The organism is Streptomyces odonnellii, assembly GCF_000981895.1.
Classification (GTDB): domain Bacteria; phylum Actinomycetota; class Actinomycetes; order Streptomycetales; family Streptomycetaceae; genus Streptomyces; species Streptomyces odonnellii.
Genome location: NZ_LATD01000308.1, coordinates 26,520 through 45,696, shown reverse-complemented (window position 1 = coordinate 45,696; position 19,177 = coordinate 26,520). Strand labels below are relative to the sequence as shown.

Annotated in this window: 18 protein-coding genes and 1 riboswitch; of the genes, 6 read left to right on the top strand and 12 right to left on the bottom strand. The window is 70.4% G+C overall.

The window, feature by feature from the left end; all coding sequences use genetic code 11:
* Positions 1-129: 129 nt before the first annotated feature.
* The 5 genes from WH07_RS26640 to WH07_RS26620 form a co-directional block, all read right to left on the bottom strand.
* A complete protein-coding gene (locus WH07_RS26640; RefSeq protein WP_046505152.1) occupies positions 130-1,893 on the bottom strand; it encodes an ABC transporter substrate-binding protein in 1,764 nt (587 codons plus the stop codon).
* A 45-nt stretch (positions 1,894-1,938) separates the two neighbouring features.
* A complete protein-coding gene (locus tag WH07_RS26635) occupies positions 1,939-2,937 on the bottom strand; it encodes an ABC transporter permease (RefSeq protein WP_046505149.1) in 999 nt (332 codons plus the stop codon).
* 444 nt (positions 2,938-3,381) lie between these two features.
* Positions 3,382-4,173 carry an enhanced serine sensitivity protein SseB C-terminal domain-containing protein gene (locus WH07_RS26630; RefSeq protein WP_046505146.1) on the bottom strand — a complete coding sequence of 264 codons (792 nt, stop codon included), beginning with the start codon at positions 4,171-4,173 and terminating at the stop codon, positions 3,382-3,384.
* 233 nt (positions 4,174-4,406) lie between these two features.
* A complete protein-coding gene (locus tag WH07_RS26625) occupies positions 4,407-5,141 on the bottom strand; it encodes an enhanced serine sensitivity protein SseB (protein ID WP_046505144.1) in 735 nt (244 codons plus the stop codon).
* 77 nt (positions 5,142-5,218) lie between these two features.
* Positions 5,219-5,908, bottom strand: a complete 690-nt coding sequence (locus tag WH07_RS26620) for an AAA family ATPase (protein WP_046505142.1) — start codon at positions 5,906-5,908, stop codon at positions 5,219-5,221.
* Positions 5,909-6,095: 187 nt separating this feature from the next.
* Positions 6,096-6,193, top strand: a riboswitch (glycine riboswitch).
* A 147-nt stretch (positions 6,194-6,340) separates the two neighbouring features.
* Here WH07_RS26620 and gcvT point away from each other — a divergent pair.
* The 4 genes from gcvT (at position 6,341) to WH07_RS26600 (ending at position 11,019) form a co-directional block, all read left to right on the top strand.
* Positions 6,341-7,480 carry a glycine cleavage system aminomethyltransferase GcvT gene (gene gcvT / locus WH07_RS26615; RefSeq protein WP_046505140.1) on the top strand — a complete coding sequence of 380 codons (1,140 nt, stop codon included), beginning with the start codon at positions 6,341-6,343 and terminating at the stop codon, positions 7,478-7,480.
* Between the two features lie 164 nt (positions 7,481-7,644).
* Positions 7,645-8,022, top strand: a complete 378-nt coding sequence (gene gcvH, locus WH07_RS26610; protein WP_046505137.1) for a glycine cleavage system protein GcvH — start codon at positions 7,645-7,647, stop codon at positions 8,020-8,022.
* A gap of 33 nt (positions 8,023-8,055) precedes the next feature.
* Positions 8,056-9,327 carry a serine hydroxymethyltransferase gene (glyA, locus tag WH07_RS26605; RefSeq protein ID WP_046505135.1) on the top strand — a complete coding sequence of 424 codons (1,272 nt, stop codon included), beginning with the start codon at positions 8,056-8,058 and terminating at the stop codon, positions 9,325-9,327.
* 309 nt (positions 9,328-9,636) lie between these two features.
* Entirely contained in the window at positions 9,637-11,019 is a 1,383-nt protein-coding gene (locus WH07_RS26600; protein ID WP_046505131.1) for an L-serine ammonia-lyase, read from the top strand.
* A 49-nt stretch (positions 11,020-11,068) separates the two neighbouring features.
* On the opposite strand, the gene WH07_RS26595 is transcribed toward WH07_RS26600, so the two are convergent.
* Positions 11,069-11,932: a helix-turn-helix domain-containing protein gene (locus tag WH07_RS26595; protein ID WP_046505129.1), complete on the bottom strand. Its 864-nt coding sequence runs from the start codon at positions 11,930-11,932 to the stop codon at positions 11,069-11,071.
* A 185-nt stretch (positions 11,933-12,117) separates the two neighbouring features.
* Between WH07_RS26595 and WH07_RS39965 the strand changes: the two genes are divergently transcribed.
* Together WH07_RS39965 and WH07_RS26585 are read left to right on the top strand one after the other, a co-directional pair.
* The gene (locus WH07_RS39965; RefSeq protein WP_157877437.1) at positions 12,118-12,309 is read left to right on the top strand and encodes a hypothetical protein; all 192 of its coding nucleotides are present in this window, start codon (positions 12,118-12,120) and stop codon (positions 12,307-12,309) included.
* Between the two features lie 376 nt (positions 12,310-12,685).
* Positions 12,686-14,254, top strand: a complete 1,569-nt coding sequence (locus tag WH07_RS26585; protein WP_232789068.1) for an amidase family protein — start codon at positions 12,686-12,688, stop codon at positions 14,252-14,254.
* A 114-nt stretch (positions 14,255-14,368) separates the two neighbouring features.
* Here the strand turns inward: WH07_RS26585 and WH07_RS26580 are convergent, their stop codons facing one another.
* The 6 genes from WH07_RS26580 to WH07_RS26555 form a co-directional block, all read right to left on the bottom strand.
* Positions 14,369-14,602: a DUF6296 family protein gene (locus tag WH07_RS26580; protein ID WP_046505122.1), complete on the bottom strand. Its 234-nt coding sequence runs from the start codon at positions 14,600-14,602 to the stop codon at positions 14,369-14,371.
* A 148-nt stretch (positions 14,603-14,750) separates the two neighbouring features.
* Positions 14,751-15,785, bottom strand: a complete 1,035-nt coding sequence (locus WH07_RS26575; protein WP_408645941.1) for a CopD family protein — start codon at positions 15,783-15,785, stop codon at positions 14,751-14,753.
* 133 nt (positions 15,786-15,918) lie between these two features.
* The gene (locus WH07_RS26570) at positions 15,919-16,134 is read right to left on the bottom strand and encodes an EF-hand domain-containing protein (RefSeq protein ID WP_046505115.1); all 216 of its coding nucleotides are present in this window, start codon (positions 16,132-16,134) and stop codon (positions 15,919-15,921) included.
* Between the two features lie 57 nt (positions 16,135-16,191).
* Positions 16,192-16,896, bottom strand: coding sequence for an ADP-ribosyltransferase (locus tag WH07_RS26565; protein WP_046505111.1), 705 nt, complete (start codon positions 16,894-16,896; stop codon positions 16,192-16,194).
* A 230-nt stretch (positions 16,897-17,126) separates the two neighbouring features.
* Entirely contained in the window at positions 17,127-18,311 is a 1,185-nt protein-coding gene (locus WH07_RS26560; RefSeq protein WP_046505109.1) for a YncE family protein, read from the bottom strand.
* Positions 18,311-19,126 (bottom strand): polysaccharide deacetylase family protein, encoded by an 816-nt coding sequence (locus WH07_RS26555; protein ID WP_046505106.1) that lies wholly within the window; start codon positions 19,124-19,126, stop codon positions 18,311-18,313. The genes WH07_RS26560 and WH07_RS26555 overlap by 1 nt, the downstream gene beginning before the upstream one ends.
* Between the last annotated feature and the right edge of the window lie 51 nt (positions 19,127-19,177).

The following is a 19,177-nucleotide window of genomic DNA, read 5'->3' as shown; positions in this document are numbered from 1 at the left end:
GGGCCGTCCTGACGGGGTACGCCAGGACGGCCCGGCACCTTCACCTGCCTTTCGGGGGGTGCTGTTTTGATGTACAGGTGTTACGTGTTACCGGGGGGGTCACCGGGCCTTCCCGGTGACCCCCTGGTGTCACTTGGTCGAGCTCATCAGCACGTAGTCGTACATGCCGAGGTAGGCCTCGGTGACCGTGACGTTGGCCGCGGACTCGGGCCGGTAGAGCAGGTTCTTCTTGTAGAACAGCGGGACGACCGAGGCGTTCTGCATGACCAGCTCGTCCACATTGCCCCAGGCGGCCGTACGGGCGGCGGGGTCAACGGTGCCGATGCCGTCCGTGAGCGCCTTGTTGATCTTCGGGTCGTTCAGCTCCATCAGGTTCGTGCCACCGGAGGGCTTGATGGCGGAACCGTTGACGATCTGGTCGAGGAAGCCGAAGCCGGTCGGCCAGTCGGCGCCCCAGGCCATCATCATGAGACCGGCGTTGTTCTTGTGGACCCAGTCCGGCACACCGGCGAAGTCCGTGAAGTACTTGTCGGCCGGGAAGGTCTTGACGTCGGCGTTGATGCCGACCTTCTTCAGGCTCTCCTGGATCTGGGTGGCGACGAGGACCTCGTCGGGACGGTCCGCGCGGGCCGTCAGCGTGGTCGAGAAGCCGCCCGGCTTGCCACACGCGGTCAGCGCCGCCTTGGCCTTGGCCGCGTCGCCCTTGTTGCCCGGCGTCGCGTACAGGTCGAACTTCTTGTAACCGCTCACCGACGGCGGGATCAGCGTGCTGGCCGGGTCGCCCTTGACCGCGCCACCGATGGCGTTGACCGCACCGGCCTTGTCGACCGCGTACTGGACGGCCTTGCGGCACTCGATGTTGTCGAACGGCTTCACGTTGACGTTCATCGCCAGGTACTGGAGCGCGCCCGCGTACGGGTTGTCCGTCTTGGCCTTCTCATCGGCCTTGACGAGCACCTTCGGCTGGGTCTTGGACTGGAGGCCGGTGCCGGCCGCGTCCGCGGTGATCGTGTCGCTGAGCAGGTGCTCGTCGACCGTCGTCGCGTTGACGTTCAGCTTCAGCTCGATCTTGTCCGGCAGCGCCTTGCGGATCGGGTCGCTCGCCTGGTCCCACTCGGGGTTGCGGGACAGCGTCGCGCCGCTGCTCTCGCTGTACGAGTCGAACTTGTACGGGCCCGAGGACACGATGTTCTGGACGTACTCGGCACCCTTGTCGGCCTTCTGCGGGACCGGGGCGGTCTGCGAGAAGGCGGCCAGGTAGTCCATGTCCGCGAACGGCTTGTTGAGCTTGAAGGTGATCGTGTACGGGTCGGGGGTCTCGATGGACTTCAGACCCTCGGGGGACTTGTCCTTGTACGGGCCCTTGTACTTGTCGCCGCCCTCAAGGTAGGCCTTGAAGTAGGTGGGGCCGTTGGACAGGGCCTCGGGCGCGAAGTTGCTGCGCTCGATCGCGTACTTGACGTCCTTCGAGGTGATCTCGGTGCCGTCCTGGAACTTCACGCCCTTGCGGAGCGTGTACGTCCAGGTCTTGGCGTCCGGGCTCGCCTTGCCGAGCGAGGTCGCGAGGTCGGGGACGACCTCGAGGCCTTCCTTGCCCGCGGCCGGCTTGAAGGTGACCAGGGCACGGGCGTACAGGCGCGAGAAGTTCTGCACCCAGCCGTAGTAGGTGTTGCCCGGGTCCAGGGAGTCGGGGCCGCTGGAGTGCTCGTAGACGACCGTTCCCCCCTTCTTGTCGGACGCGTTGACGATGCTCGACAGTCCGGCATCGGCCTTGGCGCTGCCGCCGCCCCCCTTGCTGCCGTCACTGTCCTTGTCGGAGCTGCCACAGGCGCTCGCACCGAGCGCCATGGCCAGCGTCACGGCGATGGCCGCTGCCGTCTTTCTGCTGTTCATCCTGAGGAAAGCCCCCTCGATTGACGATGTGCGGCAGGGCCGCTCTTACTTGCCACGGGGGTCGAGTGCGTCACGCAGCCCGTCCCCCAGGAGATTGAAGGCCAGCACGGTGATGAAGATCGCCATGCCGGGGATGATCATGAACATCGGGTCGACCTGGTAGAGATCGACCGCGGTGGACAGCATGCCGCCCCACGACGCCTGCGGCGGAGCGATACCGACACCCAGGAAGCTCAGCGAAGCCTCGAAGAGGATGTTGGTGGGGATGAGCAGGGTGGAGTACACGAGGATCGGCGCGACCAGGTTCGGCAGCAGCTCGCGGAACAGGATGAACGGTCCGCGCGCGCCCAGTGACCTGGCCGCCTCCACGAACTCCCGCTCACGCAGGCTCAGCGTCTGCGCACGCACGATCCGTCCGATGTACGGCCAGCTGAAGAACCCGATCACGAAGATCAGTACGGCGATACGGAGCGGCAGCCCCGACAGGCCGAAGGCGTTGCCCTGGAGCGACGCCGAGATCGAGATCGCGAAAAGCAGTAGCGGGAACGCGAGGAACGTGTCCATCATGCGGCTGATGGCACTGTCCACCCAGCCGCCGTAGAACCCCGCCACCACGCCCATCACGACGCCGATGACGACCGAGAGCAGTGTGGAGCCGGCCGCGACCACCAGGGAGACCCAGGAGCCTTCGATGATACGGGCCAGGATGTCGCGCCCGGTCTGGGGTTCGACACCCAGCGGGTGATCCCAGCTCATCCCCCCGAAGCCGCCCTTGGGCGCCAGCAGGGTCGGATCCACCAGGTCCTGGTTGAAGGCGTTGGGGTCGAGCCCGAACACCGCCTGGATCGGCTTGGACAGTACGGCGACAAGAACCAGCAGGATCACGACTACGCCGCCCGCCATGGCGACCTTGTCCCGCTTGAAACGCGTCCACGCGATCCGGCCGAGCGAGCGGCCCTCGATCTGCTTGCCCCCGGCGCCCTCCAGGACCGCTTCCGGCTGCGCTGTCGCCGCCGACCCGGTGGTCTCGATAGGTGCCGTCATTGCGCTGGAGACCCCTCTCGGCCGACGGTGGCCGGCCCATGACCGCCGCTGTAGCGGCACTTTCACATCACATGTCGCATGTGGCCCTTCCAGCCCTCCCCTGTGGCGGAAACCGCTGTCTGTCAGCGCGTCGCACACCAGGCCGGGACCACCTGCTGCACGGAGTCTTCAGTCATTTCGCGATCACCCGCCAGCCCTCCCGGGGAATGTTTGCTCAAACGTGATGCGGGTAGAGGGTTTCCGTTATCCGGACGCCTCGGCCGTCTCAGCGGACCAACTCGTCCACTATTGCCCCAGATCAGGCATACCACCCAACTCATTGAGTAACGGGTGGAACCGGAGCATCCACATCGTCGCCGCAGGCGTTCGTCACGCATGCGCGCATGCCTCGGACATGGCTGGGGGCGCCCCGCAGGGCGCCCCCAGGACAGCTCGGTGTGTGCTTCAGTACGCCCGGGAAGCCGGCGGCGGATAGCCGTACCCCGTCGCGGGCGCCGCGGCCGCCGCGCCGTGCGCCTCACGGGCGTAGAACGGGCGGGAGTTGGCGCGCAGCCACATCGTCACCGGGTCGTACTCGTCGGACATCGCGACCGTCGACACCGGCAGCCCGTCCGGGACCGCGCTGATCGACTGCCGCATCATCGTCCGTACGGAGTCCACCGCCGCCGGGCTCGTGTCGTACAGGTCGAGTCCGATGGTCAGATACGGGACGCCGAGCGCCGGCTGCACCCAGGCGCGGCGCAGCGAGCGGACCGCGGGGGTGCGATGGGCGTTCTGGGTCAGCAGGGCGTAGAACTGCGGAAGCTCGATGGCCGGTTCCGACAGGCGCAGCGGGCCCGCGGGCATCCGGTCGAGGCCGGTGGCGATCCGCCGCAGATCGAGCCAGGGGATCCCGACGCCGCCGCCCGGGGCATGCGGATTCAGCCAGATCCCCCAGCGGTCGGGGTAGAGGGCGCGGGCGATGTCCCGGCCGGTGACCAGTTCGTGGGCACGGGTCCAGCCGCTGACGGCCAGCTCCTGCGCGGAGGTGACACAGGGCGCGTATCCCAGGCCCTCGATCTCCATGTTCCCGTACTGGGCGTCGGGCGAGCCCGCGCTGCCGTGCCAGAGCAGCATCCACACGCTGTCGTCGGCAAGGGCCTGGAGCAGCGCCTCGTACGCGTCGTAGCGCCCTGGCGTCACCTGGCGCAGCATGTGCTCGACCTGCCCGGCCGCCGCGGTGCCTGACGCGCTCACTCTGGGTCCCGCCCCTCTTCGATCCACCATTCGGCCAGCTCCCCCCGAAGCTCCCCGGCCCCGTCCCACAGGGCCACTCCGGGCACCCGGTACAGAGGCTGAGTCATCAAACAGCTTAAGCGGCCGCTCTGACACCGGCGCGGAGCACTGTCCACGCCGGGCGGCGGCCGCTCTCCCCCGCTGTCGTACCCGCGAAGGCCGGGCGTACCCGTGGCGGCCCGGCGTACCCGTGGCTACGCCCTTTGGTAGAAGGGCCGTACCTTCGCGAGCAGATAGTCGCCGACCGGGTCCTGGGCCACATCCAGCAGGATGAGGTTGACCGGCCAGCCCACCGCCACGCGCCCCAGCGCGCGCCCGAGCGCGTCCAGGGGCGCGTTTCGGTCGGCCGCCTCCCAGGACGAGAGCTGTACGCCGATGAAGAGCGCCGGCGAGTCCCCCTCGACGCTGGCGAGCGCGCGACGGGCCGAGAGCACCACCCCTGATGTCTCGAACTCGCTCCCCGCGGCGGCCAGGAAGTCCACCGGGTCCTCCTGCCAGTCCGGCTCGAAGAGCCTGACCCGGCCGCCGGTCGTCGGCCCGTCCAGCGGGGTGCGCCCCGACCGGCACAGCTCGGCGACGGCGGGCGGCGGCAACGGCATCCCGACCATGCCGCCGGGATTGACCGCTATACCGAGCTGCGGGGGCAGCCCCCGGGCGAACTCACGCGCGGGGGCGATCGTGAAGGGCATATGGGCGCCTACGCACTGCACGAACTGCCCCTGGGAGCTGAAGACCGGAACGTACGGAGCGCCCTCGATCTCCAGGGTGGGCAGATCGAGGGCGGGGCTGTCCGGACCGCCGCCGTTGGGCAGCGGCACCCACACCTCGCTGCGCCCGAGCACCTCCACCAGTCGGCCGCCCGCTGCCTGGCTGCCGAGCGAGGCGGCGAGCACCTCTTCCAGCTCATTGCCCGGCCATGCTGTGTTCACTGTCACTTCCTCCGTGCTGGTATCCGCGGCAGCACCCTAATGCCGCAGGCGGCGGCCCGTCCCCGCCCGTCCACGGATCACCGCCCGGCGTCCCGCCCCGGCTTCTCCAGGAACGCGATCCGGTCGAGGGCACCGGCCGCCGCCCGGTCCAGGAGCACCGCCGTGGCACAGCCCCGGGGCAGCCGTCCCGATTCGGCGGCGGCCAGCAGACGCCGTACGGCCCGGCGGTGCCGGGCGAACGCGTAGCCCGAGACGCCCCGGCCGCGCTCCCGCTGCCCCTCGCGCGCCACCTCCGGCGGGACGTCCAGCAGTACGAGATGGAGCCGGCGGCCACGTCTGCGGGCCTCGCGGGCGAGCCAGCGGCGTACCCATCTCTGCGTACCGCAGTCGTGCACGACGACGCTCTCGCCGGAGCCGAGCGCACGCCACAGCCCCGCGTAATGCGCCATCCGGACGAGCGGGCGGTAGACGGCATAGGGGAGCGCGGCCGGCAGCCGGCGCTCCCAACGGTCCCTGGCGTCCTGCGAGTCGATCCCGCCGGCCTCGGCGGCCCGCCGGATCAGGGTCGACTTGCCGCTGCCGGGCAGTCCCGAGACCACCACCAGATCGCCCGCGGTGAAGGCCAGGGCGCCGGGCAGCCGGCCGCCGCGCCCGCGCAGATCCCGTACCACCGCGACCGGCCGCGCGACCGCGTCCCGGTCGGACACCCCCTGCTGCGCCGGCACCCCCGCGGTCGTCGCATACGCTCCGGACCCCTGCGACATCATCGCCGTCCCCCCCTGTCGATCAGTCGGCGTCAGCTCAGTCGGCCTGGTGCCTAGGACCTGCCCACAAAGTGTAAAGAAATGGTAATGCGCCACAAGCCTTTCACCCCGAACGGCGCAATGCGGTCCTGCCTCCCCGGTCCGCCCGGATGCGTGCGATGATGTGCCCGCCAACTGCATACAGGCCGTTTGAATCCGCGCGGGAGAGTCCCGGTCACTCAGTGCGCCGGGCGCCGAAGGAGCAAGTTCCTCCCTTGAATCTCTCAGGCCCCGTACCGCGTGGATGAGGCAGATCTGAAAAGCGGGCCGCAGCTCTGCGGCTCCACCCAAGGTGCAAGTCATGACCCCTGGTACGGGTGGTCGTGGTGAACCTCTCAGGTTCCGATGACAGATGGGGAGGACCGTCCTCGCCGTCATGCCCTGGGAGCCATCGCGATGAATCACGCCCCCCCGAGCAGCACCCCCCGTAAGACCGCCCTCGACGCGGTGCACCGTGCCCTCGGCGCGACCATGACCGACTTCGCGGGCTGGGACATGCCGCTGCGGTACGGCAGCGAGCGCGACGAGCACACCGCCGTACGGACCAGGGCCGGGCTCTTCGACCTCTCCCACATGGGCGAGATCACCGTCTCCGGACCCGCGGCCGGTGCGCTGCTCGACTACGCGCTCGTCGGCAACATCGGCTCCGTCGCCGTGGGCCGCGCCCGCTACACCATGATCTGCCAGGAGGACGGCGGCATCCTGGACGACCTGATCGTGTACCGCCTCGGCGAGGACACCTACATGGTCGTCGCGAACGCCTCCAACGCGCAGACGGTCCTCGACGCGCTGACCGGGCGCGCCGCCGGATTCGACGCCGAGGTCCGCGACGACCGTGACGCGTACGCCCTGCTGGCCGTCCAGGGTCCGCAGTCCCCCGGCATCCTCGGCAAGCTCACCGACGCCGACCTCGACGGCCTCAAGTACTACGCCGGTCTGCCGGGCACGGTGGCCGGGGTCCCGGCGCTGATCGCCCGTACGGGCTACACCGGCGAGGACGGTTTCGAGCTGTTCGTCGAGCCCCGGTACGCCGAGGGCCTGTGGCGGGCGCTGACCGAGGCGGGCGAGGGCGCGGGCCTGGTGCCCTGCGGGCTCTCCTGCCGCGACACGCTCCGGCTGGAGGCCGGGATGCCGCTGTACGGGAACGAGTTGAGCACCGCCCTCACCCCCTTCGACGCGGGTCTCGGCCGGGTCGTGAAGTTCGACAAGACCTCGAACGGCGGCGCCTTCGTCGGCCGCGAGGCCCTGGAGGCGGCGGCCGAGCGCGCCGCGGGCACCCCGCCCCGCAAGCTCGTCGGTCTGATCGCCGACGGCCGACGGGTCCCCCGGGCCGGCTACCGGGTCGTCGCCGACGGGACTCCCGTCGGGGAGGTCACCTCGGGAGCGCCCTCCCCCACCCTGGGCAGGCCGGTCGCCATGGCGTACGTCGACGCCTCGCACGCGGCGCCGGGCACACCCGGTGTCACGGTCGACATCCGCGGCTCGCAGGAGCCGTACGAAGTCGTGGCGCTGCCCTTCTACAAACGCCAGAAGTGATACGGACATCATCAGCGCCACCCCCGTTCCGCCTTCGTTCCACAGGGATGCCGTCCCGGTGCCGTTCGGTTCCGGTTCCCGGCCGGCTTCTCGCATCTCGCTCCGTCTCGCTCCGTAAGACAGCCGTTCCGCACCACTCCCCCGCGTACAGGAGAATTCAGGTCATGAGCAACCCCCAGCAGCTCCGTTACACCAAGGAGCACGAGTGGCTGTCGACCCCCGAGGACGGTGTGGCGACGGTCGGGATCACCGAGTTCGCCGCGAACGCCCTCGGCGATGTGGTGTTCGCCCAGCTTCCGGAGGTCGGTGACACGGTGACCGCGGGCGAGGCCTGCGGCGAACTGGAGTCGACCAAGTCGGTCAGCGATCTGTACGCCCCGGTGACCGGCGAGGTCGTCGAGACGAACCAGGACGTGGTGGACGACCCCTCGCTGGTGAACTCGGCTCCGTACGAAGGCGGCTGGCTGTTCAAGGTACGTGTCGCCGAGGAGCCGGGCGAGCTGCTCACCGCCGACGAGTACCAAGACTTTTCCGGCAACTGACGCGTTCCGGCCACCGAGACCCCAGGGACTGTGATGTCTTCGAAGTCGCTTCTGAACTCCTCGCTCCATGAGCTCGACCCGGACGTCGCCGCCGCAGTCGACGCCGAACTCCACCGTCAGCAGTCCACCCTCGAAATGATCGCCTCGGAGAACTTCGCTCCCGTGGCGGTCATGGAGGCGCAGGGCACGGTGCTGACCAACAAGTACGCCGAGGGCTACCCCGGGCGCCGCTACTACGGCGGCTGTGAGCATGTCGATGTGATCGAGCAGATCGCCATCGACCGGGTGAAGGCACTGTTCGGCGCCGAGCACGCGAACGTACAGCCGCACTCCGGCGCGCAGGCGAACGCGGCGGCGATGTTCGCGCTGCTCTCCCCCGGCGACACGATCATGGGCCTGAACCTCGCGCACGGCGGGCATCTCACCCATGGCATGAAGATCAACTTCTCCGGCAAGCTCTACGACGTCGTCGCCTACCACGTCGACGACGAGACCGGCCGGATCGACATGGCCGAGGTCGAGCGGCTCGCCAAGGAGTCCCGTCCCAAGCTGATCGTGGCGGGCTGGTCCGCGTACCCCCGTCAGCTCGACTTCGCGGGCTTCCGCCGGATCGCGGACGAGGTCGGCGCGTATCTGATGGTCGACATGGCGCACTTCGCCGGGCTGGTCGCGGCAGGGCTGCACCCCAACCCGGTGCCGCATGCCCATGTCGTGACCACGACCACCCACAAGACCCTGGGCGGTCCGCGCGGCGGTGTGATCCTCAGTACGAAGGAACTGGCGAAGAAGATCAACTCCGCGGTCTTCCCCGGTCAGCAGGGCGGTCCGCTGGAGCATGTCGTCGCGGCCAAGGCGGTCGCCTTCAAGGTCGCGGCGACGGAGGAGTTCAAGGAGCGCCAGCAGCGCACCCTGGACGGCGCGGCGATCCTCGCGGAGCGGCTGGCGCAGCCGGACGTGGCCGAGGCGGGCGTGTCCGTACTGTCCGGCGGTACGGACGTCCATCTCGTCCTGGTCGATCTGCGTGAGTCGGAGCTGGACGGGCAGCAGGCGGAGGACCGGCTGCACGAGATCGGCATCACGGTCAACCGCAATGCCGTCCCGAACGACCCGCGCCCGCCGATGGTCACCTCGGGTCTGCGGATCGGCACCCCGGCGCTCGCCACCCGCGGCTTCACCGCGGAGGACTTCACCGAGATCGCGGAGATCATCGCGGCTGCGCTGAAGCCGTCGTTCGACCGCGCGGAGCTGGCGGGGCGGGTCTCCGCGCTGGCAGTGAAGCACCCGCTGTACCCGGGCCTGAAGTAACCGCTCGTAAGCCCCACCGGCCCCGGCTCGCACGACTGCCGCATCGCTTCACCGCCGTACGGCCGCACCGCCTTACCGCTACACCGCTGTACCCGGATCCGACGTCACCCGTACGGCCCGGGTTCACGGGGCACCGCGCACACTGAACCGTGCCGCGCGGTGCCCCGGACCGTATGGACCGCGGGGACACGACCGTATGTGCCCGTCCGTACGCGTCCGTACCCGCCGGTCCCCCGTCGGCACGTACCCGTCGGCTCCGCCCCACCCCGGCGGACAGCGGCGTCCACCAGCCAGCAAGGAGTCACCACCGTGGCCATCTCGGTCTTCGACCTGTTCTCGATCGGCATCGGCCCGTCCAGCTCCCATACGGTCGGCCCGATGCGCGCGGCCCGGATGTTCGCCCGCCGCCTCAAGAACGAGGGCCTGCTGGCCCACACGGTCTCGGTCCGTGCCGAGTTGTACGGTTCGCTCGGCGCGACCGGCCACGGTCACGGCACCCCCAAGGCCGTCCTGCTCGGCCTGGAGGGCAACTCGCCCCGCACGGTCGACGTGGAGCACGCCGACGAAGAGGCGGAACGTATCCGCAGCAGCGGCAGGCTGAGTGTGCTCGGTATGCACGAGATCGCCTTCGACGCCGGTACGGATCTGGTCCTGCACCGCCGCGAGACCCTGCCGTACCACGCCAACGGCATGACCCTCTTCGCTTACGACGCCGACGGCGGCCTGCTGCTGGAGAAGACCTACTACTCGGTGGGCGGCGGCTTCGTGGTGGACGAGGACGCGGTCGGCGAGGACCGGATCAAGCTCGACGACACCGTCCTCCGCCATCCGTTCCGCACCGGGGACGAACTGCTGCGGCTCTCCCGTGAGACCGGTCTGTCGATCTCCGCGCTGATGCTGGAGAACGAGAAGGCCTGGCGCACCGAGGACGAGATCCGGGCCGGACTGCTGGAGATCTGGCGGGTGATGCAGGCGTGCGTCTCACGCGGGATGGCCCGCGAGGGGCTGCTGCCCGGCGGTCTGAAGGTCCGCCGCCGCGCCGCGCACTCCGCGCGCCAGCTCCGTGCCGAGGGCGATCCGCAGGCGCACGCCATGGAGTGGATCACCCTCTACGCGATGGCCGTGAACGAGGAGAACGCCGCGGGCGGCCGGGTCGTCACCGCGCCCACCAATGGCGCGGCGGGCATCATCCCGGCGGTCCTGCACTACTACATGAACTTCGCGGCGGGCGGCGCCACCGCACAGGAGAAGGACGACAACGTGGTCCGCTTCCTGCTGGCCGCCGGCGCCATCGGCATGCTCTTCAAGGAGAACGCCTCCATCTCCGGCGCCGAGGTCGGCTGCCAGGGCGAGGTCGGCTCCGCCTGCTCCATGGCCGCGGGCGCCCTCGCCGAGGTCCTCGGCGGCAGCGCCGAACAGGTCGAGAACGCCGCCGAGATCGGCATGGAACACAACCTCGGCCTCACCTGCGACCCGGTCGGCGGCCTGGTCCAGATCCCCTGCATCGAACGCAACGGCATGGCCGCGGTCAAGGCGGTCACCGCCGCCAAGATGGCCCTGCGCGGCGACGGCACCCACAAGGTCTCCCTGGACAAGGTCATCAAGACCATGAAGGAGACGGGCGCGGACATGTCGGTCAAGTACAAGGAGACCGCGCGCGGGGGTCTCGCGGTGAACATCATCGAGTGCTGAGGAAGCGCACTCGGTCGCGTTCGTCGGCGTCGTGAGCCGGACGGGGCTCCTAGAACACGCCCTGGGGCCTGTGTGCCGGGGAGCCGGGCCGGGGAGCGGCGGTCATGTCCCGCAGCGCGATGGCGGACGGTGAGCCCGGGGGCGCGGTGTAGACGAGCACCACCTCGTCCGGGTCGCCGGTCATCTGGAGCGCCTCCCAGGAGAACTCCAGCCGCTCATGGGGCGGGTGGCCGCGCAGTACGACGGTCGAGTGCGTGGTCTCCAGGACATGCTGTTCGGCCCAGAGCCGCCGGAATTCCGCGCTGTCGCGCGTCAGGTCGGCGATCTCCCGCGCGAGGTGCGGGTCCTGGGGGCGCTTGCCGGTCTCGGTGCGCAGATACGCCACGGCCTCGCGGGCCTTGGCCTCCCAGTCGACGTACAGCCACCGGGCGTGCGGATCGGTGAAGACGAGCCGGCCGACCGTGCGGCGGGCGACGGGGATGCCTGCGAAGTCGGCGAACACGACGGACGCCAGCCGGTTCCACGCCAGCACCACGCCGCCGCGGCCCACCAGATAGGCGGGCGTGGCGGGCATCGCGTCCAAGAGGTGCTGCACGCTGGGCCGTACACCGTCGGACCGGCCGCCCTCGGGCACGGTGGCCGGTCTGGCCAGGCTGCGCAGATAGCGGCGCTCGCCCGCACTCAGCCGCAGCGCGTCGGCCACGGCGTCCAGCACGGCGTCCGACACACGGGACGCCTGGCCGCGCTCCAGCCGTTTGTAGTGCTCGACGCTGACCGCCGCGAGCGCGGCGATCTCCTCGCGGCGCAGTCCGCGCACCCGCCGCGTCCCGTGGTCGGGCAGTCCCACGTCACAGGGGCGCAGCCGGGCCCGGCGGGAGATCAGGAAGTCGCGTAACGCGTCTGAGGTGTTCATGACCTGCATCCTGCACGCCGTCAGGTGGGCCCGCCAATACGCTTGTCCGCCCGCCCGTGACAGGGCAAGCCGTGACCTGTCTCCGCGGCGCCGCACGGCCCATCCTCGTGCTGCGCCCCGCGACCGGGGGCGCCCAGCACGCCGCCGGGCACTCCGGCGGTACCCCGTCGAAAGGACACGGCACCGTGACTCCCAGGGCACGCACCCGCAAGTACCGAGTGGCCTCCGCGATCGGCGTACTCGCCGCAGTGATCGGCTTGACCGCGGGCGTCGGTGCGACGACGGCGTCGGCGGCGAGCACCTCCATCGCCAAGAAGTGCTTCGTCGACTTCTACTACGAGGGCCACTGGACGACGGTCGAGGTCGAGTGCGGCTGACCCGCGGCTGACTCACATATCCGGGGCCGGTCGCGGACAGGGGGTGACCGCGACCGGCCGCCGGACCTGCGAATTCCCCGGCCCGGCCGGGGCCGTTGTCACGGCCGGCGGGCCGGCGGCTCGTCCGGGGCGTCCATCGAGTGCGACAGCGGCGACAGCGCCGCCCGTGCCCCGGCGTCGTGTCCGGGGCGTTCGTGGGTTCGCGTGCGGGGATGGCAACTTGGCCGAAATCAGGGGGATATGCGCCTGACAAGGAGTGCCGTTTCGATGCTCTGGCCCAAGGTCCGTTTCCCTTCGCCAGGAGCATACGATCGACATCAACTCCCCGGCCCGCGAACGGTTCAGCCGCCGCCGTGCCGCAGTCCTCGCCCTCGCCGTGCTGACGGTCGCCGGTACGGCCTCGGTGACCTCGTCCAGAGCCGGCGCGTCCGGTCATTCCTCCGGAAAGCCGCTGTCCATCGACCTCGAGAGCGCGACCGTGGCCCAGCTCGACGGTCTCCTCGACTCGGGGAAGACATCGAGTACGAAACTCACCGAGGCCTATCTGGACCGCATCCGGGCCCTCAACTCCCAGGGCCCTTCGCTGAATGCGATACGTTCCGTCAATCCGAACGCCATGAAGGAGGCGGCCGCCGCCGACCGGATGCGGCGCGCCAAGGGTCCGCACAGTCCGCTGCTCGGTATACCGGTCGTCGTCAAGGACAACATCGATGTCGCGGGCATGCCGACCACCGCGGGGTCGGTGGCGCTCGCCCGCTCGTACCCCGCCAAGGACGCGCCGATCGTCGCGCGCTTCCGCGAGGCGGGCGCGGTCATCCTCGGCAAGGCCAATCTCACCGAGTTCGCCAACTACCTCACCTCCGGGATGCCCGGCGGCTACAGCTCGCTCGGCGGGCAGGTGCTCAACGCGTACGACGGGAGCCAGTCCCCCAGCGGCTCCAGCGCCGGTTCGGGTGTCGCCGCGTCGGCCGGCCTCGGCGCCGTGACCGTGGGCACCGAGACCTCCGGGTCCATCCTCAGCCCCGCGTACTCCAACTCCGTGGTGGGCATCAAGCCGACCGTCGGTCTGGCCAGCCGCACGGGCATCGTGCCGATCGCCGCCAGCCAGGACACCGCCGGTCCGCTCACCCGTACCGTCGCCGACGCGGCGGTCACGCTCACGGCACTGAACGGGAAGGACCGCGAGGACCCCGCCACCGCCGCCAACCCGCTCGTCGGGCACGACTTCACCGACGACCTGTCCACGACCGCGCTGCGCGGAGCCCGTATCGGGGTCGTCGCCAGCCAGGTCCCGGCCGCCGGGACCGACAACCGCGCACTCTGGGACGCGGCCGTCACCGCCCTCAAGGACCAGGGCGCGACGCTCGTCGATGTCACCCTGGACACCTCGGGCCACAGCTCGACGGTCCTGTCGTACGAGTTCAAGCGCGACCTGAACGCCTATCTGGCCAGGCTGCCCCGGAACGCCCCGATGAAGAGCCTCGCCGACATCATCGCGTACAACACCGCGCACCCCACTGAGGCGTTGAAGTTCGGACAGGTCAACGCGCTCAACTCGCAGGCCAAGGATCTCGGCGCGGACAGCGCCGACACCGCCGCCTACAAGGCGAGCCGCGCCCAGGACCTGGCCGACAGCAAGGACCGTATCGACGCGGTCATGAAGGACAACGGCCTGACGGCACTGCTGTTCGCCAACAGCGGCAGCGCGGGCATCGGCGCGAAGGCCGGCTATCCCTCGGTCAGCGTCCCGGCCGGCTACCAGGCCGCCAACCGGCGCCCGTTCAGCATCTCGTTCCTCGGCACGGCATGGAGCGAGCCCGCCCTCGTCGGCTACGCGTACGACTACGAGCAGGCCACCAAGCTGCGCCGGCCGCCGTCGGTGATCAACCCGGCGCCGTACCGCTGCACCGCGCTCACCCGCTTCACGGAGACCTGCGCGCCCTGACGCACCCGCTCGACCGCCCGGCGTGCGTCGGTCATGCCCGTCGTGCACGGCAGGCATGACCGACGCACGGAAGGACTCGGAGCCCAGAACTCAGAGCTCAGGAACTCAGGAACCTCAGGAACTCAGTGACCGTACGAGCAGGGGTGCTCCCAGCTCCTGGTGTCCGCCGCTCGCCAGCATGCGCACCTCTCCCCGGTCGCTGATCTCCGCGCGGACGATGCCCGTCTCGTCCTCGTAGACGGGGAATCCGCCCGCTCCCGTGCCGGCCGTACGCCGGACGATCACCACGTCGTCCTCCACGGCCGACGCCTGGAACACCAGCTCATAACTCTCCGGATAGTCATCCATCGGGGCCTCCCGACAAGGCTCTCGCAGGGGGCTGCGCCTGCGTCCTCCCATGGTTACCCAGACCGGGACCCCGCGCCTCACGAAACGGACACCGGTTCGGGACACGATTCACCGCGCGGGTCACCGCGCCGTCCGCTCACCACTCCGGTCACTGTGCGCTGAGCCAGTGCGGGTCCGGTACGACCGTGAGGATCGCCGAGAGCAGGACGACCACCGCCAGCAGGGCCAGCTCCGCACGGGCGGGAGCGGTGGGATCCCGCTCGTGGCGCAGCCGGCGCCGGGCGGTCAGGGCCAGCGCGCTCACCACCACGACCAGAACAAGTTTGGCGATCAGGACACGGCCGTACGCCGTGGTCAGGACCACGTCGACGGGAAGCCTGCGCAGGGTGGAGACCGTACCGGTGGCGGCCAGCGCCACGAAGGGCCAGACGGCGAGGCGCGCGTACCGCACCAGCACCGCCCTGGCCCCGGCCGGATCGCCGCGCCGCAACCGCAGCGTGCGCATGACGTACAGCAGGGTGCCGGTCCACAGGGAGGCGGCGGTGAGATGGACGACAGCCAGCGTCACACCGAGCACCGGGGTGTACGGCTCGGGGTGTGCCCGCAGCGCCTCCGCCGCGACGACCGCGGCCAGCGGAAGAAGGGCCCAGCCCGGGTGGCCCAGGGCGGCACAGCCCGCGGCCAGCAGGAAACCGTTGGCCATCACGAGCAGCAGCCGGCCGTCCGTGGTGCCGTACACGGTGGTGATGTCCAGCCCGCTGACGGCCGCCAGGACGAGGATCTGCGCCGCCGAGGCGGCGGCTCCGGTGAGCGCGGCGGGCACCGCCCAGCTCCGGGGCGCCGGTCCGGTGAGGGGCGCGGGTCCGGTACGAGGCGCCGGTCCGGTGAGGGGCACCGGTCCGGTGAGGGGCACCGGTCCGGTACGGGCGAGCCGGGCGCCCGCCAGTTCGCCGAGGTGCAGCGCGAGGGCGGCGAAGACGGCGAACCGCAGCGCGGTCGTCCGGCCCGAGCCGGGTATTCGCAGCTCACCGGTGCCGCGCCCGGCCGTGTCCGCGCCGAGCAGCGCGCCGAGGACGGCGAGTACGGCGGCCAGGGCCGCCACGGCGATCAGGCCCCCGGTCACGGCCGTGCCGCGCCCCGGAGAGCCGGTGGTGTCATCGGCGGACGGACCAGGAGGTATCACCTTCTGATCGTCTCTTCCGGGCGCGGGATACGGCAACGCGACCGGCGCGCACGAGGGACCGGCGGGCCGGCGGGGACCCGCCGGCCGCCAGGACCAGTCGTCGCGGCCGGTCGCTCCGGCCGGTCGTGTCCGGTCAGCCGTTGTTGCGGGAGGCCAGGAACTCGTCGAAGGTCAGCAGCCCGTCGCCGTTGGCGTCATGGGCGTTGATGACGGCCTGTGCGACGGTCTCGGTCACATGGAAGTCGCCGAGCTGCGCCATCACGCTCTTGTACTCGGCCGCCGTGATCAGTCCGTCGCCGTTCGCGTCGAACCGCTCGAACGCCTTGCGCGCGTCGTCGATCTCTGCCACTGTCCCGCCCCTTCGTGGTGCCGTTCTGACGCGGTCAGATTAGCTGCTCGCGTAGAACTAGCCGCGCCAGGGCTTGTAGTGCGGGTTGTCCACACACTCCGTCATGATCTCGGTCTTCTTCTGCTTGTCGACCGGGCAGACGCCGACGATCAGCTCACGCGAGATCCCGCCGGGGAAGGCGACCTCTTCCTGGTCGGCCCATTTGTGGGTGGAGCCGATGGTCCTGTTGACGTCGACACCGCCGGGGGCGTCGATGTAGTAGTTGAAGCCGCTCTTGTACCACTGCTTGTACAGGTCGTGGTCGTACGAGGTGGAGACATACGGCGAGGGCTGGTTGACCAGCACGTACTTCTCGATGTCGTACTGGCCGTCCAGGGTCGCCTTGGGGTGGAAGCCCTGCTCGAAGACGATCTCCGGCGGACGGCTGTCGGCGCGGTAGAGCTGCTTGCAGTTGGTACGCCAGGACGGTGCCGGGGTGATCCGGTCCAGATCGACCCTGCGGTCCGCCGCGGCGTACAGCGGGTCCGCCATGACGGGACAGCGTTCGGCGGCGACCGAGCTGGCCGGCGCCGCCGGAGCGTGCGCGGTGTGGGCCGGGCCGGTGACCGTCGGTCCGACGAGGGTCGGGCCACCGGTGGCGGACGCCGACACGGCGGGCCCTGAAGCGGTGGGCGCGGCCTCGGTGGTGGCGACCGGAACGAGAAGGGCGACGGCGGACAGGGCGACGGCCGCGACCCGCTGCCGCGTGCGAGAGGTGATCATGGGGAGCACCCTCTCCGCTGGACGGCGGCGGGCCGTGGACCATCACCCGAATGGGGGCGTGTCGGGCCCGAACAGCGCCGGACGGAAGGCGAGTTGACAAAGGGCCCGACCTCCCCGGCCGGGCCCCGACGCCCCTCTCGGTCCCGCCCGCACCCGGGGCCGTATCCGCACGGGCCCACCCGGGGCCCGTATCCCCACGGGCCGTTTCCCCACGGACCGGGCCCCGTCCGTCAGCGGAAGACGCCCGTGTGCCCCAGTGAGTAGCGCCCCGGCTGCGGATAGACCGCCAGCCCGTGCGGTCCGCCGTCGACCGGGATCCGGGCGAGCTGCTTGCCGGTGACGGTGTCGATCGCGTACACCTCCGAGTCGTACCGCCCGGACAGCCACAGCACCTTGCCGTCCGCCGAGACCCCGCCCATGTCCGGGCTGCCGCCGTCCGGCAGGTGCCACTTCTTGGTCAGCCGGTTCTTCGGGAAGTCGAAGATCGAGACGGAGCCCTCACCGCGGTTGGAGATGTACATCACCCGGGAGTCGCGGCTGACATACAGCCCGTGGGCGCCCTTGCCGGTGGGCAGCAGCTTCGGAGTGGTGAACTTCTCGCCGTCCAGCACCCACACCCCGTGCGCCATCATGTCGGCGATGTAGAAGGTCTTGCCGTCCGGTGAGATCTTCACGTCCTGCGGCATCGCGCCCTGGAAGGGCAGTTTCTGCTGGGCCGTCACCGTCATCTTCTCGGTGTCGACCTTCAGCAGTTCGCCGGAGAACTCGCAGGAGACGATGAAGTAGCGGCCGTCCGCCGAGAAGTCCGCGTGGTTGACGCCCGCGCAGGTCACCGGCTCGGTCTTCTTGACCTTCATGGTGTGCGGGTCCCGGAAGACGAGCTGGCGGTCGAGCGAGGCCATGACGACCGCGTACTTGCCGTTGGGCGTGAAGTAGAGGTTGTACGGGTCGTGTACGTCGACGGGCTCGCCCACCTTGCCGGTGGCGGGATCGATCGGGGTGAGTGTGTGGCCGCGGTTGTTGTTGACCCAGAGGGTCTTCAGGTCCCAGGAGGGGACGACGTGCTGGGGCTGTCTGCCGACCTCGATGGTCTCGATGACCTCGTAGGTCGCCGGGTCGATGACCGAGACGGTGTCGGAGTTGGTGTTGGGGACGTACACCCGCGAGGGGAAGCGTTTCACTACCGGCGAGAGCATGTTGGGCCGGTCCGCGGCGTAGATGTCCTTGGGGTCCTGCACCGGCGGCATGCCGGGCAGTCCCTCGGGCGCGCTAGGCCGGGCCACGGCCGGCCGGGCGGTGGCCTTGGAGGCGCCCGCCCCGCCCCTTCGGTCGTCGGGGTTCGCGCAGCTCGCGAGCAGGGCGAGGCCCGCGGCGCCGAGCAGGGCGGTGGTCCGGGTGAGGGGAGGAGGAAGCATCAGGTCAGCAGCTCCGTGGTCGTCACCGCGCGCAGGCCGCGGCGTTCCAGTGCGTCGAGGAGGGCGGGCAGTGCGGCGACCGTGTCCGCGTAGCCGAAGTGCAGGCTCACCACGGAGCCGTTGCGGATCTGCCCGGTGACGGTGCGGACGACGGCCGGGGCGCCGGGCGAGGTGAAGTCGAGGGAGTCGACGTCGTACGAGAGGACGTGCGGGTAGCCCGCCCGCAGGGCCAGCCGCCGGACGAGCGGGGTGGCGTGCTGGGTGCGGGAGGGGCGGAACCAGGTGCCGATGGAGCCGGTGTGCCGGCGCAGCCGCTCGGCACAGCCGGTGATCTCCGCGTACGCCTCGGTCTCGTCCATCGCCGAGATGTCGGTGTGGTGGAGGGTGTGATTGCCGAGGTCGTGGCCGCCGTCGAGGACACGCCGTACGAGAGCCGGGTGCTCGTCGACCCAGCCGCCCACGGCGAGAACGGTGATCCGGGCCCCGGCGCGCTCCGCCTCGGCCAGTACGGCGGTGGCGGTGGCGGGGTCGCCCTGGCCGTGGAAGGTGAGGGCGACCCGGGCGCGGTCCCTGGGGCCGTGCGCGATCTCGGCGGGCTGCCCGGGAAACCGCCGGGGCGCGGGCGCGGTACGGGCGGCCGGCCCGGTACCGCGCCCGTGCGGCGGTACGGAGGAGGGCGGCCGGGAGCCGGGCGGTACGGAGCCGGGCGCGCCGGAGACGCGGTCCGTACGGTCCGTACAGCCGGTGGCCAGGGCACCCGTGACGGCCGCGCCGGCTGCCGCGCACAGTGCTCTGCGACGGTCGATGGGGATCACTCCCCCATTTAAGGCGCGCCCGGGGTGAAAGGTGACGATTGACCCGGCAAG

Excerpts from the sequence above, each read along its gene's own strand:
- WH07_RS26640 (WP_046505152.1), bottom strand. The coding sequence starts at position 1,893 with ATGAACAGCAGAAAGACGGCAGCGGCCATCGCCGTGACGCTGGCCATG.
- WH07_RS26635 (WP_046505149.1), bottom strand. The coding sequence starts at position 2,937 with ATGACGGCACCTATCGAGACCACCGGGTCGGCGGCGACAGCGCAGCCG.
- WH07_RS26620 (WP_046505142.1), bottom strand. The coding sequence starts at position 5,908 with ATGATGTCGCAGGGGTCCGGAGCGTATGCGACGACCGCGGGGGTGCCG.
- gcvT (WP_046505140.1), top strand. The coding sequence starts at position 6,341 with ATGAATCACGCCCCCCCGAGCAGCACCCCCCGTAAGACCGCCCTCGAC.
- gcvH (WP_046505137.1), top strand. The coding sequence starts at position 7,645 with ATGAGCAACCCCCAGCAGCTCCGTTACACCAAGGAGCACGAGTGGCTG.
- glyA (WP_046505135.1), top strand. The coding sequence starts at position 8,056 with ATGTCTTCGAAGTCGCTTCTGAACTCCTCGCTCCATGAGCTCGACCCG.
- WH07_RS26595 (WP_046505129.1), bottom strand. The coding sequence starts at position 11,932 with ATGAACACCTCAGACGCGTTACGCGACTTCCTGATCTCCCGCCGGGCC.
- WH07_RS26580 (WP_046505122.1), bottom strand. The coding sequence starts at position 14,602 with ATGGATGACTATCCGGAGAGTTATGAGCTGGTGTTCCAGGCGTCGGCC.
- WH07_RS26565 (WP_046505111.1), bottom strand. The coding sequence starts at position 16,896 with ATGATCACCTCTCGCACGCGGCAGCGGGTCGCGGCCGTCGCCCTGTCC.
- WH07_RS26560 (WP_046505109.1), bottom strand. The coding sequence starts at position 18,311 with ATGCTTCCTCCTCCCCTCACCCGGACCACCGCCCTGCTCGGCGCCGCG.